Below are 25,782 nucleotides of genomic sequence, written 5' to 3' on the forward strand. Positions count from 1 at the left end.
ACCAGGTGTTATGCACCTGGTTTTTCCTTGTTTGATGTGGTATCTGGTAACGATTCCTCTGAAGCAGTTGCGATATCATCTTCTTGTGTTGTTTCTCTGCTCGCTACTAGATTCTTTAAAATCCGATAAAACTTTGCAGCTAATTTGACTCGATCGCCTTCACGATCAATATAGTGTAAACCTCGTTGCTTGATCGCTTCACGTTCTTCTACGCTAAGCTCTTTTGCTCGTTTGATCGCTTGTGCCAAACCTTTTGGATCTTCTGCCCCAGCAAAAAATCCAACTTGGTTCTCTTCTACAATCTCTCGTACTTCTCCATCTACCGTAGTAATGATAGGCTGCCCAATAAAGGTATAGTCAAAAAGCTTATTGGGCCTTGCACCTCGGAAAACTTCATTATCAGCTAATGAAATAATCCCACAATCAGCTGCCTCTGTATAGTTGAAAATCTCGCTCTTAGGAACAGGATCTAGAAAGTGAATATTCTCTAACCCTTTGCTCTGTTTCAATTGTACTAATTTCTCTTTTTCTGGACCATCACCAATCAGCACAATTGATGATCCTGGCTCTAAATATTCACCTGCTTCGACTACATATTCTAGTGCATTCGCTGGTCCATGTGCACCTGTATAAACCGCTACAAACTCACTCTCAGCAACTCCCATTTTTCGTTTATAACTTGTTCTCCGTTCAGGATCATGTTGCCAAGAACCAAGTACAATCCCATTTGGTATTAAGTCGATTTTCGATTCATCTATTCCTTTATCACGGATAAATTTTCGTTGATGTGCTGTTAAAACAATAATTTGATCTGCCTTTCGATAAAGAAAAGATTCCATCCAATTCAGAAGTGAGATAATCGCCCCATTATTTAATCCACCCATTTTAATCAAAGAATCGGGCCACAAATCTCGCACTTCCATCACAAACGGGCAACGTTTGATCTTTGCGAGCATCCAGCCTGAAAAAGCTGTAAAAAGGTGGGGGGAGGAGGCAACTAATACATCTGGTCGAGTTTGAAATAATCCACTGAATAGAAACGAAAGAGCAAAACTTCCCATATTGATAATTCGTTTAAAATCATTCTTCTTATGTGGAAAAGACCAAAGCCACTTTACTTTTAATCGATCTGGTTTGTCATAACCGTTTTTTTCTTCTTCCGTTACAGAGGTGCGACGTGGGTGAAGAAAACTCGAAGTAAAGAGAGTTACCTCTGTCTCTTCTTCTTTTGCCCATTCCGCCCCTAACTCAAAATGTCTAGTGATCCCGGCAATATTAGGTGGTACTGCATAGTGATTGGCTAGCCATACACGCAATCGACATACACTGCTACTGAAAACATAGAAAAACAATCCTATACCCAGAGTTTTCCTGCTTCAACCCATTCTGCCTCGCCACTTGCTCGCTACTACAGTGGGTATGACTGTCCACACAGGCGTAAATTCCCGTGTAGCCCATGGTACATATGATTTCAGTGTAGACTTGGTTTTTGTCTACGGGACATAGGTTCTATGTTTTGTAGCAGTTCCCTCCTTTCAAATAAAAAATTTTCAAGTCTTTTATTCGTTCACTTTCTGCTTCTTACTACAAAAATGGGGACTGTTTTGTAACTCCTTATCTTAATCTAGCAAATAGCCTACTATTTCTTCAGCAGCTTGTCCATTTCCATAAATCGGCGGTAGACTGTTGAAATCGACTGTAAATGACTCAATCGCTGCTAAAATTTTCGACTGATCAGCTCCAACGAGTCGATTTGCTCCTGATTGAACCGTTTCAACCCACTCTGTCTCATCACGAAGTGTAATACATGGAACCTCAGCAAAAAATGCCTCTTTTTGCACTCCACCTGAATCGGTTACGATTTTTTTCGCATGTACTTCTAATTGCAGCATATCAAGGAAACCTACAGGCTCAACCAGTTGAACGAGTGGATTGGTTAAACGAAGATCTAAAGCATCTAGTTTACTTCGTGTGCGAGGATGAACGGGAAAAATAGCCGGAATCTGTACTTGATTTAAAGCTGCGATGATCTCTTGCAGACGTTCAGGTTGATCTGTATTTTCCGCACGATGAACCGTAATCAATAAATATGATCCTGTTTCCAAATTATATTGCTCTAAAACTTGTGATTTCTCCGCAGCTAGTTGCCGATTAAAGATAACTGTATCTAACATCACATCGCCTGTGCGGTAAACGCCCTTCGTAATTCCTTCCTGACGTAAGTTTGAAATAGCTGCTTCTGTGGGACAAAATAGCCATTCAGATACATGATCTGTTAATACGCGATTAATCTCTTCAGGCATCTGGCGATTAAAACTACGTAACCCCGCTTCGACATGTGCTACAGGAATATGTAACTTAGATGCTGCAAGTGATCCTGCTAATGTAGAATTAGTATCACCATATACGAGTACAGCATCAGGCTTTTCAGAGAGGATGACTTCTTCGATTTTCTGTAGCATTGCTCCAGTCTGGGCCCCATGCGACATAGAACCGACATGCAAATGATAATCTGGAATCGGAATTTGTAATTCTTCAAAAAAAACTTCTGACATAGATTTATCGTAATGTTGTCCAGTATGTACAAGAATTTCAGTAGCTTGTTTACGCAATGCACGGGAAACTGGAGCTGCCTTAATAAACTGTGGCCTAGCTCCCACAACGGTCAAAACTTTCAAAATGGATTCCCTCCTAGAAGTTAAATCTCTCTTAATACAAAAAGAGATAATCTCATCATAATCAATGTACTGCTGAAATTAAAGAGTAAATGCGATTTAAGCAAAAAAGGTGATCGACTGAATTTTCCTAAAATAAATAGATACACACAAAAAAGCAGGACTACTCCTGCTTGCAGTTTATAGACAAAGTCACTTGGCCTGCTCATGATCGTGCGTCACTACTTTTGGGTTCTGCTTCCAGGTTTTACAACAGGCGTGCCCTGTCTACATAATGGGCATTCTGACGGATCATAACTTTCAATCTCAATTGCTGTCAATGCACGATATGGAACTGAAAAATTGTGCTTCCCATTACTACGATCAATAATCGAGCCCACTGCAACGATCTCAGCACCTTGCTCTTCCAAAAGGCGAATCACCTCTTTTACAGAACCACCCGTTGTCACAACATCTTCGATCACAAGAATTCGCTCACCTGGTTTCACTTCAAAACCTCTGCGCAATTGCATTTCGCCCTCTTTTCGTTCAGTAAAGAGACAGCGTACCTGTAATGCATGCGCCACCTCATGAGCGATAATGACACCACCAAGCGCAGGTCCTACAACGGTGTCAATCGAAAGGTCATCAAATAATCCTGCTAATGCCTTACCTGTTTCTTTTGCTTCTTGTGGATACTGTAGCAGCAAGGCACACTGCATATACTGCTTACTATGTCGACCTGACGAGAGTAAAAAATGTCCTTGCTTTAAAATACCTGTCCTTTTAATTGCTTCTGTTAATTTCCAAGTCATATCTGACTCTCCTTTACTTCTTGCACCTCTTGTACAATCTGCTCATAAACTTGTCTAGGCGATCTTGCCTTCGAGATCGGACGACCGACAACCAGGTAGTCAGCTCCATTATGAATCGCGTCTGTTGGTGTAACTATCCTTTTTTGGTCATGTGTATCATGACCTTTTGGACGAATTCCAGGTACAACTGTAAGGAATGGCGGCTCGATTTCATTTTTAATTCGCGTCACTTCTTGTCCAGAGCAGACAACGCCATCGATCTTGGATGATCTGGCAATCGAAGCCAGTTGAAGCACAGAATCTTCCACGCTGCTTTTAATACCTAACTCATGATTTAACATTTGCTGATCAGTACTTGTTAATTGAGTCACAGCTATTAGCTTTAATCGCTCTGAAGTGCGTGCCTCTAGCGCTGCTTCCAACATCTTACTACCACCGCTTGCATGAAGAGTAAGTATATCAACGCCTAATCTTTCTAATGACTTAACACCTTGTGCTACTGTATTAGGGATATCATGCAGTTTTAGATCAAGAAAAATAGAATAGCCTTCTTCTTTCTTTTGCGCAACCCATGCAGGTCCTACTGCATAAAACAATTGATAACCCACTTTAATCCAAGGCTTTGCTTGCTCATTCCATTGAGCAAGCAAAGCCTCACAACTAGCAGCATCAGGAAAATCGAGCGCAATGATGACGGGCGGTCTGTTCAAATCATTCATCCTTTCACATCAGATTAACAATGGCTCTTGCTTACCAACTGGTTGACTTGGTTGTCCAATGGGTTCTGCACTCATATGAATTGTTTCAAGCGTTCTCAGGAGTGCTGCAACTGTATCAAGAGAGGTTAAGCAAGCGACCCCATTTTCAACTGCTTCCCGACGAATACGGAATCCATCACGCTCAGGCAATTTTCCTCTCGTCCAAGTATTTACGACTAAGTCAACTTCTCCAGCTCGAATCATATCAAGAATATGCGGCGATCCTTCGCTTAGTTTATTTACTTTGCGAACAGGTAACCCTTGCTCTTCCAAGTATTTCGCAGTACCAGAAGTTGCTACAATCCGAAAACCTAACCGATGAAAACGTTGTAAGAGAGGGAAAGCCTCTTCTTTTGTTTTATCGCCCAAAGTAGCAATCACCGTTCCAAAACGCGGCATTGAAATTCCCGCAGCTAACAAGCCTTTATAAACAGCCCGTTCGTAATCGCGATCACGACCCATCACTTCACCTGTTGATTTCATCTCTGGCCCCAGCGTGACATCAACTCGGCGCAGTTTGGCAAAGGAGAATACAGGCGCTTTTACTGCCACTTCCGTTGCCTCAGGCCACAAACCGGGTGAGTATCCTTGTTCTTTTAGTGTCTTACCTAACATGATACGTGTAGCTACCTGAGCCATTGGTATACCTGTCACTTTACTTAGGAAGGGAACCGTTCTAGAAGCTCGAGGATTTACTTCTAAAACATAGATTTCATCTTGATGAAGCACAAATTGTATGTTGATTAAACCTCGTGTTTGCAAAGAAAGAGCGATCTTAGTCGTCATCTCAACCAAGCGTTTTTTATGCTCATCGGTAATCGATTGAGGAGGATAGACGGCGATCGAATCACCAGAATGAACACCTGCCCTTTCAATGTGTTCCATGACGCCAGGAATTAACACTTGTTCGCCATCACAGATTGCATCAACCTCTAATTCTTTCCCTAGCAAATATCGGTCGATCAGCACTGGATGCTGAGGATTAATCTTGACAGCCTCTTTCATATAGGCAACTAGCTCTTGCTCATTGTACACAATCTCCATCGCTCGCCCACCTAACACATAAGAGGGCCGAACTAGAACGGGATAGCCAATTCGTTTTGCCGCTTCAATCGCTGCATCGATCGAGGTAACCGCAGAACCAGGTGGTTGAGCAACTTTTGTTTCACTTAACAGTTGTTCAAATTTCTTCCGATCCTCTGCCCGATCAATCTCTTCAATCGATGTACCCAGGATAGGAATTCCTTCAGCCCGAAGATCACGTGCTAAATTTAATGCAGTCTGACCGCCAAACTGAACGATAACTCCTATTGGATTCTCTTTTTCTATAATATTTAATACATCCTCACGGTAAAGAGGTTCAAAGTAAAGCCGGTCTGATGTATTAAAATCAGTTGAGACTGTCTCTGGGTTGTTATTTATAATCACGGCTTCTAATCCCTGTTTACGAATTGCCCAAATCGCATGAACTGTAGCATAGTCAAACTCAACACCTTGGCCGATCCGAATCGGTCCTGAACCAAGTACAACAACCGTTTTCTTGCCTGTCTTTTGTACTTCATCCTCTTGTTCAAATGTGGAGTAGTAATAAGGTGTCTCAGCAGCAAACTCAGCAGCACATGTATCTACAATCTTGTAAACAGGTTGAATTTGATACTGATTCCGCAGTGATCGAATTGCTGATTCTTCTTTGTTAGCTAATCGTGCAATCGTTTGATCGGTAAATCCCATTCGTTTCCACTTGAGCAGCTGATCTTTTTCTATTAATTGAATGGATTCTATTGTCTGCTCTTCATGAACAATTTTTTCAACCTTATAGAGGAAGAAGCGATCGATTTTTGATAGCTGATGAGCCTCTTCCAATGAATGTCCACGGCGAAACCACTCCGCTACCAAAAAGAGCCTTTCGTCATCCGCTGTCACAAGGCGTGCTCTTAATTCCTCTTCAGAAATTGCTGCTGCTTCTGGGAGCCAGATATGATCTAAACCAATTTCTAGTGATCGTACAGCCTTTAGCAGCGACTCTTCCAATGTGCGCCCGATTGCCATTACTTCACCAGTTGCTTTCATTTGTGTACCTAATTTTCGATTTGCTTGGGTAAATTTATCAAAAGGCCAGCGAGGAATCTTACTTACAATATAGTCAAGTGCTGGCTCAAAGCAGGCATACGTCTCTTTCGTTACAGGATTTTGAAGCTCATCCAAACGATAGCCAATGGCGATTTTCGCTGCAATTCGAGCAATCGGATAACCTGTAGCTTTTGAAGCAAGCGCGCTTGAACGACTTACACGAGGATTTACCTCAATGACATAGTAAGAAAAACTATCTGGGTCAAGGGCAAATTGCACATTGCAACCGCCTTGTATATTGAGCGCTCGAATAATCTTTAAAGCAGAAGAGCGCAACATATGATATTCTCGGTCTGACAAAGTTTGACTTGGCGCGAATACAATACTGTCGCCAGTATGAACACCTACTGGATCAAAATTCTCCATATTACATACAACGATACAATTGTCAGCTGCATCTCGCATCACTTCATATTCAACTTCTTTAAAGCCTGCAATCGATTGCTCAACCAAACACTGAGTAATCGGGCTATAATGAAGTCCATTTTCGACAATCTCACGTAATTCTTCAATGTTATTTGCAATTCCGCCACCCGTTCCCCCTAATGTATAAGCAGGTCGAACGATTACAGGAAAACCTTGTTTTTTTGCAAAGACTTCTGCTTCCTCTACCGTATTTACAATCACGCTATGTGGAATTGGTTCATGAATTTCGTGCATCAATGTCCGAAATTGATCCCGATCTTCTGCACAAGTAATCGCACGTAAATCTGTCCCCAGTAAACGCACATTCTCTCTCTCTAAAATTCCTTTTTCAGCAAGCTCGACAGCAAGATTAAGACCCGTTTGACCCCCAAGAGTAGGAAGTAACCCATCTGGTTGTTCTTTGCGAATAATTTGTGTTAAAAAATCGACGGTTAATGGTTCAATATAAACTTTATCCGCCATATTGGTGTCGGTCATGATAGTAGCTGGATTGCTATTTACCAATACTACTTCAAGCCCTTCCTCTTTTAACGCTTGACAAGCCTGTGTACCTGCATAGTCAAATTCTGCTGCCTGTCCAATTACGATCGGTCCAGAGCCAATTACCATTACTTTTTTTAATGTTGGATCTTTAGGCATGTACACTCTCTCCTTCTTTCGCAAACATCTCCATCATTTCAATAAATTGATCAAATAGATAACCTGAATCATGTGGTCCTGGCGCTGCTTCGGGATGATACTGGACAGAGAAGGCAGGCTTTTTCAGATGACGTAACCCTTCAACAGTTCCATCGTTTAGTGCAATATGTGTAATTTCTAGTTCAGTTCCCTCGATAGAATCTGGATCAACAGCATAACCATGATTTTGAGCTGTGATATAGGTTCGATCCGTCACCAGCTCCTTGACTGGATGATTGCCGCCACGATGACCAAATTTTAGACGTTTGGTATCGGCACCACAAGCTAAGGCAAAGAGTTGGTGCCCCAAACAAATACCGAAAATCGGCACTTTACCAAGCAAGCCACGAACAATTTCCATCCCTGATGGAACATTCTTTGGGTCCCCTGGCCCATTGGATAGAACAACACCATCTGGTTGATACGCTAAAATTTCTTCAACTGTTGTCTGATAAGAAACGACATGTACCTCACAGCCTCGTTGGGCCAGTTCGCGTTGAATATTGGTTTTAGCACCAAAATCAACAAGTACAACACGTTTGTGTGGGGTCACTTCAGATGCAAGTTGCTCTGGTAAACTGACCTGTGATACCTGATCCTGTAATAGATGAGCAGCCTTTAATTTGGCCAACAACTCGTCAACACTTTCATCTTTTGTTGTGAGAATTGCTTTCATCGTCCCATGAAGACGTATTTTTCGAGTTAGCATACGTGTATCGATCCCTGCAATTCCGATAATGCCATGTTTTTTTAACCAATCCCCTAAGGAGATTTCATTTCGCCAATTACTAGCAAACTCTGCATATTCCCGAACAACAAAACCATAAACAAAAGGGCGTGAAGATTCGTTGTCCTCTGCGGAGATACCATAATTACCAATAAGTGGATAAGTCATGGTTACGATTTGTCCATAGTAAGAGGGGTCGGTCAGTATCTCTTGATATCCTGTCATACTTGTATTAAAAACGGCCTCACCAATTGATTCCCCTTGTGCACCAAACGATTCTCCTTCAAAACATGTCCCATCCTCTAATACCAAACGAGCCTTCATTATGTTACCTCCTACAATTTTCCGATTGATTTCTCTGAGTAGACAGCAATTTTCACATCATTGGTTCCATGTTAATGTTCCTGCCAACCAAGTTTTAACTGGCCAACCTTTCACACGCCATCCACTAAATGGAGTATTTTTTCCTTTAGAAACAAATGTAGCAGGATCAATTGCCTCTTCCTTCTCTAAATCTAGGAGTGTAAGATCAGCAGACATGTCAACAGCAATTCGCCCCCACGGAAGCCCAAAACAATCGGCTGGTTTTTGTGTCATTCGCTCTATCAATTGTTGTAAGGAGAGTTTTCCCGTGCAGACAAAGTGGGTATACAGTAAAGGAAAAGCTGTTTCTAATCCAACAATGCCAAAAGGAGCTAATTCCATTCCTTGAGCCTTTTCCGTTAAAGTATGTGGAGCATGATCTGTCGCTATAAAATCAATCGTTCCATCTAAGAGACCCTCGATTAACGCTTGTTGATCCTTCCTCGAACGCAGTGGCGGATTCATTTTGTACATCGGATCAGGCTGAGGAATGTCATCTTCACATAAGAGTAAGTGATGGGGGGTCACTTCTGCTGTAACTTTTTGCCCTCTTGACTTAGCTTCACGCACCAAGCGAACCGATTGAGCTGTACTGATATGACAGACATGATAATGTACCCCAATATCTTCAGCCAACAGGATATCCCGCGCAATATGAATCGATTCTGCTTCACTTGGTATTCCTTTTAGATCGTATTTCCGGGCAAACTGACCATCATGAACGGAAGCACCTTTCACCAAAATCGATTCATCTTCACAATGGGCAACAACTGGCAATCCAACTCGATGTGCTTCTCGCATCGCCTCTTTCATCATTCGGCTGCTTTGCACACCTACTCCATCATCAGATACAGCTACGATACCAGCCTTTTTCAACTGATTCATATCTGTTAATTCACGACCTAATTCTCGCTTTGTAATCGCACCAATTGGCAATACTCGAGCTAAGCCAACTTCTTTGGCAGTATGCACAATTTGTTCCACAATCTCTTTGGAATCTGTAACTGGTCTTGTATTTGGCATACAAGCGATTGTTGTATATCCACCCTTAGCAGCAGCACGACTACCTGTTTCAATGGTCTCTTTTTCCTCAAAACCTGGCTCGCGTAAATGAATATGCATATCTATAAATCCAGGAACCAAATGCTTACCAGCGAGGTCTATTTGATCCACTTGCTGTTGCTCGATCTTCGTACCAATCTGTCGTATCAATCCATCCTGAATCAGTAAATCTCGTTGTACCCATTGTTGTTCTGCTTCGTCATAGATACGTCCATTTTTTAACAGCACTCTAGACATCTCGTGCCTCCTTTTCCGTGATAGCATTTCACAAAACAGACAAAAAAAGTCTCTTTGCTCTATGGCAAAGAGACGCAATTAAACAAATAGCGCTCAGTCCCCTTGCCGATCTCACGGAATCGCCTTAAAAGGGCTATATTTTATGGTGATATAATTGATACAGCATCGGTTTCGGCATCTGTCTCTCGTAGTAATACCGAAACATTTTCCCGTTTCGAAGTCGGTACATTTTTCCCAACAAAATCAGGGCGGATTGGCAGTTCGCGATGACCGCGATCAATGAGGACTGCTAGTTGAATCAACTGAGGTCTACCAATATCAATCAAAGCATCCATCGCAGCTCGTGCTGTGCGCCCTGTATATAAAACATCATCAACCAAAATTACCTTTTTTCCATTCACATCCGGAACTTGTGTACGATCGATTGGTTGTAAATTTTCTTTATCGACGTCATCACGGTAAAAAGTAATGTCAAGCGATGAAGTTGGAATCGGACAACCTTCTATTTGTGCTATTTTTTCAGCTAATCTCTCTGCCAGATAAATGCCCCGAGATTTGATACCAAATAGAATCGAATCGGTTACGCCTTTGTTCCGCTCTAGTATTTCGTGTGCAATCCGCGTTAGCGCTCGTCGAATTGCAGCTTCATCCATAATGATTTTCCCAGTACCCATGGTCTTTGAACATCCTTCACTTTTTAGATAAAAAAAGCTTCTTGCCCCAGAGCTGGACAAGAAGCAGATCAAATAAACTACTACCTGATGAATTCCGCAACCTTGCCAGCCTCACGGGACTGGATTAAAGGCTCTATACAACTATTTAACAGTATGACAAGATCATAGCAAAATGTCAAGGAGAAATCGTTCATTTTTTCTTATTTTTTGCGTAGCTGCTCTAATAGATTCATAAATTCAACAGGTGGTTCCACAAGAAAATCCATTTCTTTTGATGTGCGCGGATGGACGAAGTGTAGCTCACGCGCATGAAGTGCTTGCCCTTCAATAAGTGCACTTCGCTTTTTAGGACCATAGACCGGATCACCAACAAGAGGGAAACCAATATATTTAAAATGAACACGTATTTGGTGCGTTCGGCCTGTCTCAAGTTGACATTCTACTAATGTATGCTCGGTCAAACGCTCACGAACCGTGAAATGTGTGACTGCTTTCTTACTGTTTCGATTGATTACAGCCATACGTTTCCGATCCATAGGGTCTCTCCCGATTGGTGCATCAATAGTTCCAATGTTATGGGGAAGAACACCCTGTACCAATGCCCAATAAATACGCTTGATTTGATGCTGCTGTAATTGCTCGGCAAGCAGTTGATGAATGTGATCATTTTTTGCAACAACTAACAAACCCGAGGTATCTTTATCTATACGATGAACAATACCTGGTCGTTCCGACCCACCGATACTAGAAAGCTTACCCTCCTGCAAATGGTATAACAATGCATGAACTAATGTCCCTGCTCGATTTCCAGCTCCTGGATGAACGACCATTCCTCTTGGTTTATTGATGACGAGCAAGTCATCATCTTCATATTGAATATCAAGTGGAATCGCTTCAGGCTGCAAATCACCCTCCCTTTGGACAGGAGGAGTGACGTTGATCTCTTCACCTACGCGTAACCGGTAATTACTTTTCATCTGTTTTCCATCTACTTTGATATACCCTTCTTGTATCCACTTTTGTACTTTACTTCTGGACCAATCCTCGCCAACCTGGACAATTACTTTATCGAGCCTTTCGTCCTGATATGCTTCAGTTACTCGCCACTGCCACTGCTTTATTTCATGATTCATGTTGAGATCCTGCTTTGGTAACAGTTGTCTCTTTCTCTGCTTGATCACTTGATTCACGGAGATTGAGGATTGCTAGAAGAATAACGCCTACCACAATACAAGAATCAGCTACATTGAAAATGGGGAATTGATAAGATTCATATTGAAAATGAAAAAAGTCAACAACCTCTCCCATCCGAATTCGATCCAATAAGTTACCAATCGCTCCACCTAAAACAAGTGAAAAGGCAAAACTCATCATTGGCTGTTTCTTACGAATACGCCAAAGATAGACGATTACAAAAAGAATGACACAAGTAGTAACCACAATAAAAAACCATCGTTGATTTTGTAAAATCCCAAACGCTGCTCCCTGATTACGATGAGAAGTTATATAAAACAAGCCATCAATAACAGGGATCTGCTCTCGTATGTTCATATACTGTATCACTAACCACTTGCTCCACTGATCAAGGGCTATTACCAATAATGCAAAAAAGTAGTATCGCAATCGTAAACCTGCTTTAACGATATGGAAAGCAGGTATTCACCTCCTGTAACATGACAACCGATAATATGAGCTTCGTTTATCGGGATCATACGCTTTGATCGACTCTCCGATTGTAGCATATGAATTTTATCGATTTCAATCTAGCTTTGTCATAGCGATAGAAAAAAAGAACCCATAAGGTTCTTTCAGACTGAATAAAAACCGAATGAGCGAGTGGAGAGGTGATCGGCAAAGCTCCATTTCGGGCGTAACTTAGCGGAATGACAGCTGAAGCGGCATTTTCCTTTTGGGCAAACTGTTCGAGTCTCCGCAGGCGGATGCCGGAGGAAGCGAGTTTTGCTCGGCCGCGAAGGCTGCCAGAACACGGATAGACCACATCTTTGCTAGCCCGGATCGGAGTGTTGCCGAAAGCCACGATCACGAGCCGATCACATGACTTCGTCTACAAGATGAGAAAACCCATAATGCTCTTTATTTGATTCTACTCCCATTTACTTTGTAAAGTACTCTTTCCAGCGTGTGTCAACTAATTGTATGGTCTGCTCGTCAGGTTCTACCTCAGCAGGATAAAAAGGTTTCATCCGTGCATCGATGACCAGTGGAAGTTGAAAGTTGATTTTGTTATGATGAAGCTCTTTTTGAGCATAAATATCATGAGCTGGATCAAATCTGGTAAAAGTTGTCCAAAGAAAATCGGTTTGACTTTGAATCGAATCAACATCATCAACCAGAAAGATGAGTGGCCAATCCTGTAGTTGCTCATGGTAATGATCAAGAATCATTTGTCCAAGTTGCGGTTCTTCCTCAAAAGATGCACCTGAGATTAGCAAACAACCTTTACAATAAGGCTTTATTTTTGGAGCAAGCTTTAAGACATCTCCTTGATATTGACTTGGTAACTCTCTAACTGGATCACCAATTCCTAATAGAAAAGCCTTACTGCCATGATGAAATTTGCGTCCTGTATAATCAAGTGTATCGATAGAAGTATCATGAATAATAATCAAATCGCGTTCTGGCTGAAAACGTGCCAGGATCAACTCTAGAAACTCTGAGAATCGACTAAGATCGCAATCTATATCAGTCAACATTAAAAACTTTGTCAAAGAGAGTTGACCTTCACCCATAATCCGAAAAGCATGCCCTACTGCCTCCCGATGATAGCTTTCTCTAACAATCGCTCCTGTTAATGCATGGAAGCCAGATTCTGCATAAGACCATAATTTTTTCACGCCAGGCATGACCATTGGAAAAATAGGAGAAAATAAACGGAGCATATATTCACCTATATAATAATCTTCTTGTCTTGGCTTCCCTACTACTGTAGCGGGAAAAATAGCATCCTTCCGATGATAAAGGCGTTCTATTTCAAATATCGGAAAATCGTGTGTTAAGGAATAGTAACCAAAATGATCACCAAATGGTCCTTCAGCACGTCTTTCAAGTGCAGGAACAGATCCACAAAAAGCAAATTCTGCTTCTGCAATAAGCGGGTGAGTTATGTCTTTCATGCGCGTAAGATGTAATTTATCACCCATGATAAATGATGCAAATAAGTATTCAGGGATCATTTCAGGCAGAGCGGCAATTGCGCTTAAAGTTAGAGCTGGAGGTCCACCAAGAAAAACCGATACAGGTAATGATGCTCTTTTTTTCTCTGCCACCTGATGATGAAATCCACCACCTTTATGAATCTGCCAATGCATCCCTGTTGTATGCTGATTATGTATTTGCATGCGGTAAACACCTAAATTATGCTCCTTTGTATCAGGATGCTCTGTATAAACCAATGGCAGGGTAAAAAAAGCGCCCCCATCTTCTGGCCAACTTGTCAGCGCCGGTAAATGGTTCAGATTTACTTGTTTCATCTGACGTTCTAATACAGGTGCTTGCTCTGGGGATACAGTCTTAAAACCAGTCTGAGCAACATCCCAAAGAGGCTGTCGCATTTTCCACAACTGAGTCATACGGGGTGGAAGAAGTTGGTGAACCGCTTGGGTTAACTGTATGATCAACTGTTCAGGGCGTGGTCCAAAAGCAAGTTCAATTCTACGTGGTGTTCCAAAAAGGTTTGTCACGATTGGAAATTTACTCCCTTTTGGATTTGTAAATAAAAGAGCTGGGCCACCCTCTTCTATGATTCGACGATGAATCTCTGGGATTTCTAATGCGGGATCTACTGGGGCATCTACTTCAACAATTTCATTCTCTTTATATAAAAGCTTTAGATAGCTACGTAAATTTTTATGCATCATTCCGCTCCCTTCTCATTTTATTATAACAGTATTTTCCGTTTATCAAATAACATGTCACAACATAGATCAGGGTAGTCTATTCAGGAAAGGAGAGGGATGAGCGATGAATCAAAAGCAAAAACAACTTCTGTATGAAAAATTACTTATCGAAAAGAAAAACATTGAAACGCAATCTAATAAAAACGAACACTTTGGATTAGAACAGTCAATGAATGAGTCCATTGGTGAATTATCTGGATATGATAATCATCCTGCCGACATTGGCTCTGAAATGTTTGAACGCGAGAAAGACATTGCCTTACAAGATGCTAATGAACATCATCAGATTGAGATCGAAGAAGCGCTCATGAAAATGGAACAGGGAAAATATGGGATTTGCGAAGTTTGCCATCAACCCATTTCAGACGAACGTCTAGAAGCAATCCCTTGGGCTCGAACTTGCGTTGATCATGTAGAGCAACGTGGTAGAGATCATCATACTCGTCCCATTGAGGAGGAAGTACTCTCTGAAATTGATTGGCAGAATAGCGGAGGAGAAGATGCGTGGGAGCGTGTAGAGGAGTACGGCACATCAAATCCTCCAGATTTCTTTCGCAATGGAACCAATTACCAACGGTTAACTGTTGAAGCAGATGAACACGAAGATTATGAGTCGTTCGAAGACAGGTTGTAATTTAGCTTAGTGAATGCCCCAACCTATCCGATTGGGGCATTTTCTCATTCTACTATAGTATAGTGAATCACTGTACTTCCGATTCGAAGTTCTGTCATTTCATCAATCTTTTCATATTTGAGTTCATCCAGTAAAACATTATCATGAAGTAGCTGTTCAAAGCTTTCAACAGCACTTTGTTCTTTTTCACCTAGATCAAGGACCAATTTGATCCGCTTTTCAACAGGCAAATCAAGTTTTTTACGCTCTTCCTGGATGGAACGAATCACTTCACGGACAAATCCTTCTTGCTTTAGTTCTGGCGTTAGTGTCGTTTTTAAAGCGACTGACAAAGTTTGTCCTGTTACAACAACCCAATTGTCCTTTGCCTGCTCAGATACAAGTAAGTGTTCCCTTACATCTAACTCAATTTTTGCTCCATCTTTAGCCTGATAAACTAACCCATTTTGCGATACAATTTTTTGCGTCTGATCTGATGAAAGCTGTTTGAGGTATGCTTGGATTTCCCCAACATAGCGCCCAAATTGAGGTCCAGCCACTCTTAAATTTAATTTCAAATCATAATTAAATAATTGCCCGGTATCCGAAAGAGATTGAATTTCTTTCACATTGATCTCATCTTTAATAATGGCCTCATCAGAAGCAAAATGTACAGATTCCTCGCTCAGTACATATAAGAGTGACAAAGGCTGTCTTGTTTTAATACCCGCTTCATTTCTTGCATTTCGAGCCAATTCAACAATTTGTCGCACTTGCTTCATCTCGGCTTCTAATTGTAAATCGATTGCCTGCTCATCTACTTGAGGGAAATCAGTATGATGCACACTTGATTGATTGGCACATAGATTTTGATAAATCTCCTCAGCTAGAAATGGCGCATAGGGAGCGACCATTTTACTTAAAGTAACTAAGGCCTCATATAGAGTACGATATGCCGCTTTCTTATCCTCTCCTAATCCACTACCCCAGAATCGATCACGCGAACGACGAATATACCAATTACTCAAGTCATCAATTAAATCCTCAATTAACCGTGCAGGACCTAATAAATCATTGTCATCCAACCCTTTGCGCACTTCTTTTAAAGTGCTATTTAACCTTGAACGAATCCAACGATCTAAGCGGTGTGTTGAGGCCAATGCTTGATCTTTATCAGCTTCATAATGATCGATATCAGCATAGAGTGCATAGAAAGCATGTACATTATTTAAGGTATCAATCACTTTCGATTTTGCCTCAGCCACAATACGTTCCGAAAAGCGTTTACTATTCCAAGGTGCACTATCTGAGAAAAGAGCCCATCGAAAAGCATCTGCTCCATAACGGTTGATAATCTCCCAAGGATCAACTACATTCCCTTTACTTTTTGACATTTTTTGTCCATTTTCATCTAAAATATGTCCAGTAGAGATCACTGCTTTATAAGGCGTTTGGCCATTAAATAACGTTGAGACCGCTAATAAACTAAAGAACCATCCTCTTGTCTGATCTACACCTTCACAAATTATATCCGCGGGAAATTGCCGTTTAAATTTCTCTTGGTTTTCAAATGGATAGTGGTATTGGGCAAAAGGCATTGAACCGCTATCAAACCATACATCGATCACCTCTTTTGTCCGTACCATCTCCGAATCACATTGACTACACTTTAACTTGACTTCATCCACATAGGGTCGATGCAATTCTAAATCTGCTGATACATTACCGAGAGCATGTTTTCGCATTTCCTCATGACTATGTGGTGCAAATTGATGATCACAATGAGTACATTCCCATATATTAAGTGGCGTTCCCCAATATCGGTTACGACTGATGTTCCAGTCAACTAAGTCCTCTAAAAATTTACCAAATCGTCCTTCTTGCAAATGATCTGGATACCATTTGATCTGCCGATTATTCTCGATTAATTGATCTTTCACAGCCGTCGTCTGAATAAACCAACTTTCCATTGCATAATAGAGCAATGGTGTTTTACATCGCCAGCAAAATGGATATTTATGTTCAATTTTCTCTTTGGAGAAGAGTCGATCCCGTTGAGCAAGTAGCTTCACAATTTCTACATCACAATCTTTTACAAAACGACCCGCTAGAGGCGTTACTTCTTTGGTAAATTTACCTGCTTTATCTACTACTAAAATCAGACTGATCCCATTCTGCTTAGCAGCTTGATAATCATCTTCACCATGAGCTGGAGATGTATGGACTATCCCCGTCCCTGATTGATCGCTTACATAATCAGCAGCAATGACCACATGACCATATTTCGGCTTGGCAAAGTCAAAAGGTGGTTCATATTTCTCACCCACAAATTCGTGCCCTGGATGTGTTGAAAGTACCTCATAATCTTCTTTAAAAATCGAAGGTACTAGTTTCTCTGCTACAATATATATCTCATCACCTTGCTTTACACGAGCATATGAAAGTGATGGATTGATAGCAAGAGCAGCATTTGAAGGCAAAGTCCACGGCGTTGTTGTCCACGCAAGAAATGACTCTTTTGCGCTTTCACGAGGGAATTTAACCGTAACACTGATATCTTTTACCTGTTTGTACCCTTGAGCCACTTCATGTGAGCTGATCGCAGTTTGACAACTGGGACAATAAGGGCTAACCCGATGCCCACGCTGGAGTAAACCACGCTGGTGAATGGTCGCTAAAATGTTCCATACGCTCTCTATATATTGATTATTAAGAGTAATATATGGATTTTCCATATCTGTCCAATATCCAATGGCCTCTGTTAATTTTCGCCATTCTCGCTCATAAGTAAAGACACTTTGCTTACACTTTTCTACAAATGCTTCAATTCCATACTCCTCAATCTCTTGTTTACCTGAAATACCTAACTCTTTTTCGACACCTAATTCAACTGGCAAACCATGAGTATCCCATCCTGCTTTACGGACTACTTGATAACCAGTCATGGTTCGATAACGACACAGAAAATCTTTGATGACCCGACCGAGAACATGACCGATATGAGGCATTCCATTCGCAGTAGGAGGACCTTCATAAAATACAAATGATGGACTTCCTTCTCTTTTCTTTATTGATTGTTCAAATGTTTTTTCTTTACGCCATTTTTGAAGTACCCTTTGTTCACGATCATACGCCTTTTCCTTTACATTAACACGCTGCATATGCATTCATCCTTTCCTAAGAATACAAAAAAACCCGTCCAAAAAGGGACGAGTTACTCGCGGTACCACCCAGTTTCCATTGTGCTAGCTAACAAACAATGGCTCTTTAAAGCTGTAACGGAGCTAACCCGGCTTGACTTACTAAAATGTTCAGTCGCGCTTCTCTGAGAGGATATTCCACAAAGCAATTGTGGTTGACTTTCAGCTCTTGGTCAACTCTCTGTACACTTTTTGCTTCATGTACTTGGTCTCTTCATCAAATCCACTAATTCATTTTTAATCGATCTCGACCAAATCCTATACTTCAATAAAGAGTTATCTTGGATAACCTCTTCTACTGAAAGATTTGCCAAGTTCATCTCATGAGTTCTAGGTTCATATCATATTTGATATGATCTGGTCACATGGCTTACGCCATTCAGTGTTACTATTGTAATGAGAGGACACTTATTTGTAAACCTTATTTTATATTGGACTTGTAAAGTGTCCCATGATTCTTCAATCCGGTAAGAACGAGAGTCAAATTTAGAACATCGCCTTTTTCTTTAGTTTGCGTGAAGTTCTACGAAGTTCTCGACGTGGTTCTTCCTCTTCTTCTAGATAAGAAGTAGCTACTTCATCGAGTACGCTTGTATCTTCCATTGGGTGAAACTCATGTGTTTGCTGATCCATTAGTAACTCAGGATTATGTGGTTGATTGGAAAATTGTTCCAACTGACGGCCTGTTTCATCCAAGTTTGTTTCCAATTCTTCAAGGGACTCCCAATCGGAGTTCTCCAATATATCAAGATGCGACTGAACCAATGTACGGAATCGAGCCCGATAAATCGTTGCCTTCTGTTTGAGATCCAGAAGCTCCGTATGTATCGCACGCGCTTTCTGTAAAGCCTCATTGATAATCCGATCTGCATTTTTCTCTGCTTCTTGTACGATCAGCTCAGCCTCTTTCTTCGCGTTGAGACGTACCTCTTCCGCAACCTCTTGTGCCACACGAATCGACTTATGGATACTTTGTTCCATCGACGATAAAGATGCTACAGACGGTTGTAGAGACATCTGCTCGGTCTGTTGAGGATAACGCGCTGGAACATGAGTCTGAGTTTGTTGCTGTTGCAATTGTGGTTGAGGTTGAGTCTGATGATGAGGATGAGTTTGGTGAGTTTGTGGGTTTGGATACATCTGCTCTCCGTCCATCATTTGCTCCAATTCACCCTGCAACTCTTCGACCTGTTGTTCTAATTCCATCTTTTCCCTAATTAATAACTCAAAATCCTTAATGATTTGATCAAGAAAATCATTGACCTCATCCACATCATACCCACGAAACGATCGTTTAAAGACCTTGTTGTGTATATCGTAAGGTGTAAGTGGTGACATCTCCGCACCTCCTAGGTTATTTGCATGCTCTATTCGACAATACTACCAGATATCCCTCTTGATTGCTATATATTTAAATTCAAAAAATAGATATCTACGTAATTAGTCGAAATATACTACTAGCAGCTTATAATTTCCTTTTTTCGTCAATCTATTGCTGTCGATGATGGTGACTCGTCCAAAACCGCGAATTGAGAGAACATCTCCGTTCTTAACCAGTAAATCAGCTCGTTGAACTACACGCCAGTTCACCTTAGCTTTACCCGATTGAATCAAAGAAGAAACTTTAGAGCGGGAAAGTCTTAAAATACTTGCTAAAACAGCATCCAAACGCAGAGAAGAGACGAATATAGAACGTTCAACCTTTCGTGGTTCTGATTGATAGAGTGACTCACGTGAAATCATTTCAACAGATACTGACTCTCGTCCTACTTGCTGAAGGGAAAAACAAATAAATTGACTAATCTCTTTGGCAATAATGATATCGCACCCTGTCATATGGGGGATCAAATCACCTATTTTTTCTCTACGGAGACCCAATCCTAAAATGGCTCCAAGTACATCCCCGTGTTGCAGTCTCGTTCCTGAACGGGCGATCAGGCGATAATAAGCGAGCGACTCCTCATCAAATTCTGAGCTTAGAACTTTCTGAGCCATGATAGCGCGACATCTCTCTGCATTTGGATACCCTCCATCAAATTGGAGAGAAATTTCCCTTTCTCTATTTACTAACGTTTTAAGTATATACTGCTCGCGTGGGTCAAGAAAAGGCGTTGTGATAAATTGGTAATGAAGGGCTCTTTCTAACCAATCTGTACAGCGCTCAATGAAAGGATGTTCATCTTTTGAAAAATGCTCAAAAAAAGTTCCCTTCAAACAAAAACCATTCCTATGAGCCCTATAAGATAGACGAGTCCCAGATAAATAAAACGTAGTGCAAGGATCGCTACAATCGGAGATAGATCAATCATCCCAATGGGAGGAATAATCCGACGAAACACAGAAAGATACGGTTCAACGATCATAGCTAGCACTCTACCGACTGATGATTCCTGTAACTGAGGAATCCATGACATCAAGATATAGATAAAAATCAATATACTGTAGATATTAAACGCCCAACTCAAGATAAAAAGTATCCAGTCCATACTATCGGTCACCTCTTGATCCTACTACAATGGGTCATTCTCTTGTAGCATTTCCGTGATTGTTCCTTGCACATCTACATTGGCAGGAGCACAAATGAAAATATGTGGACCCAACTTCTGTATGCTTCCTCCCAGAGCATATACAGTTCCACTTAAAAAATCAACAATCCGAATTGCCTGATCGCGTCTAACCAATTGAAGATTGACCACTACTGGACGATGACTTTTAAGATTATCAGCAATCTCTTGTGAATCTTCATAGGACCGAGGTTCAAACAAAACAAGACGAATATTTTTTTGGGTATGTAATGAAACGATGTTGTTTTTTGATTTACTCATCGATGAAGCATCCATCTCCTCGTATTCATCATCGTATTGTTCATCTTCTTCATTCATCCCAAAAAAACCCATAATACGATTCATCAATGTTTGATCCGTGCTCTCAGATTGACTCATTTGGATCAACTCCTCTTTCCCACTAAGACGGAGCCTAGACGTACCCATGTTGCCCCTTCTTCTATCGCTACTTCAAAGTCTTGTGACATACCCATCGACAAATGCGGCACTTTTATCTGTGGATGTTGTAACTGTTGCAATTCATGCTGCAATCGTTTTAACTCCCGAAAAACAGGCCTTACCTCTTCTGAATTAGGAGTTAGGGGCGCCATCGTCATCAAGCCCACAATCTCAATAGAAGATAAATTCGCCACATCCAGTGCAAAATCTTTCAATTCATGAGAATAAATTCCATTTTTTTGCTTTTCTTGTGCAACATTTACTTGGAGAAAGCACTTCATACTCTCTCCACGTTGCTTTAGACGCTTGTCCAATTCTTGAGCTAAAGACCATCGATCAAGGGAGTGAAGATATTGAAAACGGCCTATAATCTCTTTTACCTTATTTCGCTGTAAATGACCAATAAAATGCCAAACTCCCCGATCACCGATTTGCTTCCACTTTGGAACTGCATCTTGCACTTTACTTTCACCAATTTGATTCAATCCCGAATCTAAGACAGCCTGAGTCGTATCTACATCGACATACTTTGTTACTGCAACCACTTGTACATCATTTGGATTTCGATCGACTCGGTGGCAACTATCAATTATGCGTTGCTGTACAAGTTTCCAATTTTGTTGAAGCTGCATTGATCCCACCTCTATTTTTTGGCAATCCAGGCAACCATACGACCCGTATCACCACGATCTCGACGATAAGAATAAAAATATTGTTGATCGCAACTTGTACACCATTTCGAGACGATAAGATGCTCAGGTCGAATACCTTCTCGCAAAAAAATTTGTTGGTTCAATTTTTTTAAATCCAATTGGTATAAACCTTCATCCACTTGTTTAACAAACTCTTTTTGAGATTCAGCCATTGGAAAAAGTTGCCGAATGGGCTTCATTACATGATCATCGACTATATAACAGCAACCGCCAATCGATGGTCCAATCGCAATTCTCAAGTTATGCGTTGAACTTCCTTGAGCGGTTAATTTCTCAACAAGCCGACTTGCCATTTGAGCAACTGTCCCCCTCCAGCCAGCGTGTGCAACTCCGATAAAACCTGTATCGGGGCAATAAACAAAAAGAGGAACACAATCAGCGTAAAAGGAGGCTAAAAATAACTGACGTTCCTGTGTGATCAATCCATCTGTATTGGAAAAGGCTGTTTCTTGCTCGGTTGCTCCTTTCCCTCGATCACTTGCTGTTACCACAGCAATCTGTGTTTCATGTATCTGTGTACCACAAGTCCATGATTCAAGTGAAAATCCCAATTGCTCAACCAGTTTTCTGCGATTCTGTAGTACTTGAGACTGATCTTGCCCAATATGTAAAGCATAGTTACGATCGTTACGATCCTCATGAGGTAAGCGAGCACTAAAACCAGCAACCACATTCGGAAATTCCCACTTCCAATGCTCAAGGGAAAAATAAGGAACTTTAGACATATGCTGATAAACAAAGGGTTCCATTGGCTCTCCTCCTCACACCATCTTAACACATGTTTCATTTTAGATAAAATTCTACAGCGAATCGTGCTTTGGAACAGATCGTGTAGGGGGAACTGCATCAAATATTTGACTATCCATTCTGACCAAAATAACATCTGAACCGATTTTCACAATTTGCTTCCAAGGAATTACCCATTCTTGACTACTACTAAACCAACTAAACAGTTTACTTTCAGCAGGGATTACAATGGAACGGATCATGCCCGAACGTAAATCTAGCTCTAGGTCTACAATCTGTCCTAATTTTCTTCCATCAGCAATGTTGACTACATCTTTTGCTTGCAGTTCCGATATTTTCACGATCTCCGCCCACCTTTCACTCTCTATTTATCTATATGAGATATATCCAGAAAAAGATGCATTCAAATAAAAAACCACTGATTTTATTTTCAGTGGTTGGAAAAAATCACTTTGTTCAAGTAATAAATTTATGCATTTGTTGAATAGCAGCTTTTTCTAGTCTTGAAACCTGTGCTTGCGATATTCCGATCTCTTGCGCCACTTCCATTTGTGTTTTTCCTTCAAAAAAGCGCATAGAGAGTATCATTTTCTCTCTTCCATTTAATTTTCCCATCGCTTCCTTTAATGCAATCTCCTCCACCCATTCAATATCTTTCTCTTTATCATCACTTAACTGGTCCATTACAAAGATGGGATCGCCACCATCTTGATAAACTGGCTCAAATAAAGAAACAGGGTCTTGAATTGCATCTAAGGCAAAAACAACATCCTCTTTTGGAACGTGCAGACGTTCAGAAATTTCATGAATCGTTGGTTCTCTTGAATGCTGGTTTGTTAACTGATCACGGACTTGCAAGGCTTTGTAGGCAATATCCCGCAGAGAACGAGAAACACGAATTGGATTATTATCCCTCAGATATCGGCGAATTTCTCCAATGATCATAGGGACTGCATAGGTGGAAAATTTCACATTTTGGCCGAGATCAAAATTGTCTATCGCCTTCATTAGACCAATACAGCCCACCTGAAAAAGATCATCTACGCATTCGCCTCGATTATTAAATCGCTGAATTACACTGAGCACCAGGCGCAGATTTCCGTTAACCAACTTTTGTCTTGCAGTAATATCACCTGCTTGATACTGCTGAAAGAGAATCCGCATCTCTTGATTTTTTAATACTGGAAGTTTTGAGGTATCTACCCCACAGATCTCTACTTTGTTTCGCGCCATAGACAGTACTGTTACAAATTAGTAACAGTTCCGCACCTCCTCAGGATGTACTAAAACCAAGTATCTCCTGAAGAGGAATTTTTATAATCTAAAAGCAAACTATACCATTTTATTGAATTCTTTGCGTAATCTCTTAATAATCCGTTTTTCTAATCTTGAAATGTAAGACTGAGAAATCCCAAGTAAATCTGCAACATCTTTTTGTGTCTTTTCTTCGTTTCCATTCAAGCCAAAACGAAGCTCCATTATTTTGCGCTCCCGATCATTCAAATGAGATAAAGCAACCCGTAAAATTTTACGATCAACTTCATCTTCAATATCCCGATAGATGGTATCATTTTCAGTTCCAAGTACATCTGAAAGTAGCAATTCATTTCCATCTAAATCAGTATTAAGCGGCTCATCAAAAGAAACCTCGGAGCGAATTTTATTATTACGACGTAAAAACATTAAAATTTCATTTTCAATACATCTGGAAGCATAAGTAGCTAACTTTATCTTTTTACTTGGATCAAATGTATTCACAGCTTTAATCAAACCAATCGTTCCGATTGAAACCAAGTCCTCAATATTAATTCCTGTGTTCTCAAACTTTCGAGCAATATATACAACTAGACGTAAGTTTCGCTCAATTAAAATTGCTCGAACCGCTGGGTCACCCTGTGGTAAGCTTTGTAATAAATGCTCTTCTTCTTCACGCTCCAAAGGCGGTGGTAAGACCTCATTACCACCAATATAGTAAATTTCTTCTCCTTTGAAACCTAAAAAGATAAGTAGGCGATACCAAAATAGCTGAAACATGATCCTCCAACGAACGATCATATATTTACCCCCATTTAAAAAATAACCAGTCAAATGCTTTTCAAATACAATTCCTAAACAACCATACTCATACAAGATGGATGAATAAGCGCTTGATAAGTTCCATCGGTAGAGAGACGACCGACATCTATACCTATGATCACTTTTCCAGCATTATGCCAATTATTTTCTCGCCACAAGCATACTGCATCTGGACGAAAAGCGATCATCATCTCACCCTCAAAACCTGCCGCACGATAGGGAATGATACGCAGGCGTGCCATCCACTCAATAGGCAACTCGGACAGCTTCGTTTGCCATTGGTTACTTTTAATAAAATCAATTACAATTGATGGAATATGATGACGAAGTTGATCGAGTTCTACCATCATCACAGGCGCGCGAGAAATCGGATCGCGTAATTGATTACCTGTATCGACTAAGCCTATGCATTCAATGGTGTGATCAGCAATTTGAATACGTACAGATGTGAGAAATGAGTCAATTTCAGATCGCTGCTGAATAGATCGAAAGGTAAAATGTGTATAGACCCAAATGAACGGAAACGCAATAAGGACTAAAAACCAAGAAACTGATGATTCTGATAATAATGCCCCACCAGTGATCTGTGCTGTTCCGGTCAATAAGTAATGCAGGGCAACCAATGCACCACCGCAAATGATACAGGTTAAATAAAAAACTCCGACGTTACGCAAATATGCGGCAGGATGTGAAAAACCAAAAGCAATCACAATCATGATCAGTGAAACAAGTAATTTAAACAACAGTGTATAAAAAGGAGCAAAGGCAGTCCAAAGATAACATGTTGCATACAATCCACCGATAATTGCGGCTACAATTAATCGCCAAATGGGTACACGCTGTTTGCGAATACCTGAAGTAAGCCATAATAATAAAAAGTCAATCACACTATTGAGGAGGAAAACCAAATCGGCATATATTACCACTTCTCGCCAGCTCCTAGCATTGAGTTCTTGCTCAAGTATACTGTAGGTCTTTAAAAAAAGTCTG

Annotated in this window: 23 protein-coding genes, 1 pseudogene and 1 other annotated feature; of the genes and pseudogenes, 1 reads left to right on the forward strand and 23 read right to left on the reverse strand. The window is 40.8% G+C overall.

Annotated elements, in window-relative coordinates; translation table 11 throughout:
• Nucleotides 1-8: 8 nt before the first annotated feature.
• From BUB71_RS04740 to BUB71_RS04790, 11 genes are all read right to left on the reverse strand, one after another.
• Entirely contained in the window at nt 9-1,316 is a 1,308-nt protein-coding gene (locus tag BUB71_RS04740) for a glycosyltransferase family 4 protein (RefSeq protein WP_073153117.1), read from the reverse strand.
• A 303-nt stretch (nt 1,317-1,619) separates the two neighbouring features.
• Nucleotides 1,620-2,678: a non-hydrolyzing UDP-N-acetylglucosamine 2-epimerase gene (gene wecB, locus BUB71_RS04745; RefSeq protein ID WP_073153120.1), complete on the reverse strand. Its 1,059-nt coding sequence runs from the start codon at nt 2,676-2,678 to the stop codon at nt 1,620-1,622.
• A 218-nt stretch (nt 2,679-2,896) separates the two neighbouring features.
• Nucleotides 2,897-3,469: an orotate phosphoribosyltransferase gene (gene pyrE, locus BUB71_RS04750; protein WP_073153123.1), complete on the reverse strand. Its 573-nt coding sequence runs from the start codon at nt 3,467-3,469 to the stop codon at nt 2,897-2,899.
• Complete coding sequence (pyrF, locus tag BUB71_RS04755; protein WP_245815526.1) at nt 3,466-4,179, reverse strand: orotidine-5'-phosphate decarboxylase; 714 nt, start codon at nt 4,177-4,179, stop codon at nt 3,466-3,468. The genes pyrE and pyrF overlap by 4 nt, the downstream gene beginning before the upstream one ends.
• A gap of 18 nt (nt 4,180-4,197) precedes the next feature.
• Nucleotides 4,198-7,422 (reverse strand): carbamoyl-phosphate synthase large subunit, encoded by a 3,225-nt coding sequence (gene carB, locus BUB71_RS04760; RefSeq protein WP_073153129.1) that lies wholly within the window; start codon nt 7,420-7,422, stop codon nt 4,198-4,200.
• Nucleotides 7,415-8,512 carry a glutamine-hydrolyzing carbamoyl-phosphate synthase small subunit gene (gene carA, locus BUB71_RS04765; RefSeq protein WP_073153133.1) on the reverse strand — a complete coding sequence of 366 codons (1,098 nt, stop codon included), beginning with the start codon at nt 8,510-8,512 and terminating at the stop codon, nt 7,415-7,417. The genes carB and carA overlap by 8 nt, the downstream gene beginning before the upstream one ends.
• Nucleotides 8,513-8,569: 57 nt before the next feature.
• The gene (locus BUB71_RS04770; protein ID WP_073153137.1) at nt 8,570-9,850 is read right to left on the reverse strand and encodes a dihydroorotase; all 1,281 of its coding nucleotides are present in this window, start codon (nt 9,848-9,850) and stop codon (nt 8,570-8,572) included.
• Nucleotides 9,851-9,990: 140 nt separating this feature from the next.
• The gene (gene pyrR / locus BUB71_RS04775; RefSeq protein ID WP_073153142.1) at nt 9,991-10,524 is read right to left on the reverse strand and encodes a bifunctional pyr operon transcriptional regulator/uracil phosphoribosyltransferase PyrR; all 534 of its coding nucleotides are present in this window, start codon (nt 10,522-10,524) and stop codon (nt 9,991-9,993) included.
• A 200-nt stretch (nt 10,525-10,724) separates the two neighbouring features.
• A complete protein-coding gene (locus tag BUB71_RS04780; RefSeq protein ID WP_073153145.1) occupies nt 10,725-11,657 on the reverse strand; it encodes an RluA family pseudouridine synthase in 933 nt (310 codons plus the stop codon).
• Nucleotides 11,647-12,147: a signal peptidase II gene (gene lspA / locus BUB71_RS04785; protein ID WP_073153148.1), complete on the reverse strand. Its 501-nt coding sequence runs from the start codon at nt 12,145-12,147 to the stop codon at nt 11,647-11,649. The genes BUB71_RS04780 and lspA overlap by 11 nt, the downstream gene beginning before the upstream one ends.
• Before the next feature lie 491 nt (nt 12,148-12,638).
• On the reverse strand, nt 12,639-14,402 hold the full coding sequence (locus tag BUB71_RS04790; protein WP_217653532.1) for a UbiD family decarboxylase: 1,764 nt from the start codon (nt 14,400-14,402) through the stop codon (nt 12,639-12,641).
• Between the two features lie 103 nt (nt 14,403-14,505).
• On the opposite strand from BUB71_RS04790, the gene BUB71_RS04795 reads away from it, so the two are divergent.
• The gene (locus BUB71_RS04795; RefSeq protein WP_073153151.1) at nt 14,506-15,075 is read left to right on the forward strand and encodes a TraR/DksA C4-type zinc finger protein; all 570 of its coding nucleotides are present in this window, start codon (nt 14,506-14,508) and stop codon (nt 15,073-15,075) included.
• A gap of 44 nt (nt 15,076-15,119) precedes the next feature.
• Here BUB71_RS04795 and ileS read toward each other — a convergent pair whose 3' ends face one another.
• The 12 genes and pseudogenes from ileS to spoIIGA all read right to left on the reverse strand — a co-directional run bounded on the left by ileS (nt 15,120) and on the right by spoIIGA (nt 25,718).
• The gene (gene ileS, locus BUB71_RS04800) at nt 15,120-18,215 is read right to left on the reverse strand and encodes an isoleucine--tRNA ligase (RefSeq protein ID WP_073153154.1); all 3,096 of its coding nucleotides are present in this window, start codon (nt 18,213-18,215) and stop codon (nt 15,120-15,122) included.
• A gap of 41 nt (nt 18,216-18,256) precedes the next feature.
• Nucleotides 18,257-18,481, reverse strand: a binding site (T-box leader).
• Between the two features lie 259 nt (nt 18,482-18,740).
• The gene (locus tag BUB71_RS19955; protein ID WP_422785135.1) at nt 18,741-19,460 is read right to left on the reverse strand and encodes a DivIVA domain-containing protein; all 720 of its coding nucleotides are present in this window, start codon (nt 19,458-19,460) and stop codon (nt 18,741-18,743) included.
• Nucleotides 19,448-19,592: pseudogene (locus BUB71_RS19960) on the reverse strand (DivIVA domain-containing protein); the annotation flags it as partial. The pseudogene BUB71_RS19960 and the gene BUB71_RS19955, both read right to left, overlap by 13 nt.
• 102 nt (nt 19,593-19,694) lie before the next feature.
• Nucleotides 19,695-20,468, reverse strand: a complete 774-nt coding sequence (locus tag BUB71_RS04815; RefSeq protein ID WP_073153159.1) for a YlmH family RNA-binding protein — start codon at nt 20,466-20,468, stop codon at nt 19,695-19,697.
• Nucleotides 20,465-20,740: a YggT family protein gene (locus BUB71_RS04820; protein ID WP_073153164.1), complete on the reverse strand. Its 276-nt coding sequence runs from the start codon at nt 20,738-20,740 to the stop codon at nt 20,465-20,467. The genes BUB71_RS04815 and BUB71_RS04820 overlap by 4 nt, the downstream gene beginning before the upstream one ends.
• Before the next feature lie 24 nt (nt 20,741-20,764).
• The gene (locus BUB71_RS04825) at nt 20,765-21,196 is read right to left on the reverse strand and encodes a cell division protein SepF (protein WP_073153167.1); all 432 of its coding nucleotides are present in this window, start codon (nt 21,194-21,196) and stop codon (nt 20,765-20,767) included.
• A gap of 5 nt (nt 21,197-21,201) precedes the next feature.
• A complete protein-coding gene (locus tag BUB71_RS04830; protein ID WP_073153170.1) occupies nt 21,202-21,888 on the reverse strand; it encodes a YggS family pyridoxal phosphate-dependent enzyme in 687 nt (228 codons plus the stop codon).
• 11 nt (nt 21,889-21,899) lie between these two features.
• Nucleotides 21,900-22,718: a peptidoglycan editing factor PgeF gene (gene pgeF / locus BUB71_RS04835; RefSeq protein WP_073153173.1), complete on the reverse strand. Its 819-nt coding sequence runs from the start codon at nt 22,716-22,718 to the stop codon at nt 21,900-21,902.
• Between the two features lie 51 nt (nt 22,719-22,769).
• Complete coding sequence (locus tag BUB71_RS04840) at nt 22,770-23,060, reverse strand: YlmC/YmxH family sporulation protein (RefSeq protein ID WP_073153176.1); 291 nt, start codon at nt 23,058-23,060, stop codon at nt 22,770-22,772.
• 112 nt (nt 23,061-23,172) lie between these two features.
• Nucleotides 23,173-23,949 carry an RNA polymerase sporulation sigma factor SigG gene (gene sigG / locus BUB71_RS04845; protein ID WP_073153179.1) on the reverse strand — a complete coding sequence of 259 codons (777 nt, stop codon included), beginning with the start codon at nt 23,947-23,949 and terminating at the stop codon, nt 23,173-23,175.
• Between the two features lie 99 nt (nt 23,950-24,048).
• Nucleotides 24,049-24,771 (reverse strand): RNA polymerase sporulation sigma factor SigE, encoded by a 723-nt coding sequence (gene sigE, locus BUB71_RS04850; RefSeq protein WP_073153182.1) that lies wholly within the window; start codon nt 24,769-24,771, stop codon nt 24,049-24,051.
• Nucleotides 24,772-24,824: 53 nt separating this feature from the next.
• Complete coding sequence (gene spoIIGA, locus BUB71_RS04855) at nt 24,825-25,718, reverse strand: sigma-E processing peptidase SpoIIGA (protein WP_073153186.1); 894 nt, start codon at nt 25,716-25,718, stop codon at nt 24,825-24,827.
• Nucleotides 25,719-25,782: the final 64 nt, after the last annotated feature.

It is taken from the genome of Seinonella peptonophila (assembly GCF_900129355.1).
Taxonomy (GTDB): domain Bacteria; phylum Bacillota; class Bacilli; order Thermoactinomycetales; family Thermoactinomycetaceae; genus Seinonella; species Seinonella peptonophila.

Excerpts from the sequence above, each read along its gene's own strand:
- pyrR (WP_073153142.1), bottom strand. The coding sequence starts at position 10,524 with ATGGGTACTGGGAAAATCATTATGGATGAAGCTGCAATTCGACGAGCG.
- BUB71_RS19955 (WP_422785135.1), bottom strand. The coding sequence starts at position 19,460 with ATGGAATTAGAACAACAGGTCGAAGAGTTGCAGGGTGAATTGGAGCAA.
- ileS (WP_073153154.1), bottom strand. The coding sequence starts at position 18,215 with ATGCAGCGTGTTAATGTAAAGGAAAAGGCGTATGATCGTGAACAAAGG.
- BUB71_RS04830 (WP_073153170.1), bottom strand. The coding sequence starts at position 21,888 with ATGCAGCTTCAACAAAATTGGAAACTTGTACAGCAACGCATAATTGAT.
- BUB71_RS04790 (WP_217653532.1), bottom strand. The coding sequence starts at position 14,402 with ATGATGCATAAAAATTTACGTAGCTATCTAAAGCTTTTATATAAAGAG.
- carA (WP_073153133.1), bottom strand. The coding sequence starts at position 8,512 with ATGAAGGCTCGTTTGGTATTAGAGGATGGGACATGTTTTGAAGGAGAA.
- BUB71_RS04795 (WP_073153151.1), top strand. The coding sequence starts at position 14,506 with ATGAATCAAAAGCAAAAACAACTTCTGTATGAAAAATTACTTATCGAA.
- sigG (WP_073153179.1), bottom strand. The coding sequence starts at position 23,949 with ATGGCGCGAAACAAAGTAGAGATCTGTGGGGTAGATACCTCAAAACTT.
- pyrE (WP_073153123.1), bottom strand. The coding sequence starts at position 3,469 with ATGACTTGGAAATTAACAGAAGCAATTAAAAGGACAGGTATTTTAAAG.
- BUB71_RS04820 (WP_073153164.1), bottom strand. The coding sequence starts at position 20,740 with ATGGACTGGATACTTTTTATCTTGAGTTGGGCGTTTAATATCTACAGT.
- BUB71_RS04780 (WP_073153145.1), bottom strand. The coding sequence starts at position 11,657 with ATGAATCATGAAATAAAGCAGTGGCAGTGGCGAGTAACTGAAGCATAT.
- BUB71_RS04825 (WP_073153167.1), bottom strand. The coding sequence starts at position 21,196 with ATGAGTCAATCTGAGAGCACGGATCAAACATTGATGAATCGTATTATG.
- sigE (WP_073153182.1), bottom strand. The coding sequence starts at position 24,771 with ATGATCGTTCGTTGGAGGATCATGTTTCAGCTATTTTGGTATCGCCTA.
- pgeF (WP_073153173.1), bottom strand. The coding sequence starts at position 22,718 with ATGGAACCCTTTGTTTATCAGCATATGTCTAAAGTTCCTTATTTTTCC.
- BUB71_RS04770 (WP_073153137.1), bottom strand. The coding sequence starts at position 9,850 with ATGTCTAGAGTGCTGTTAAAAAATGGACGTATCTATGACGAAGCAGAA.
- carB (WP_073153129.1), bottom strand. The coding sequence starts at position 7,422 with ATGCCTAAAGATCCAACATTAAAAAAAGTAATGGTAATTGGCTCTGGA.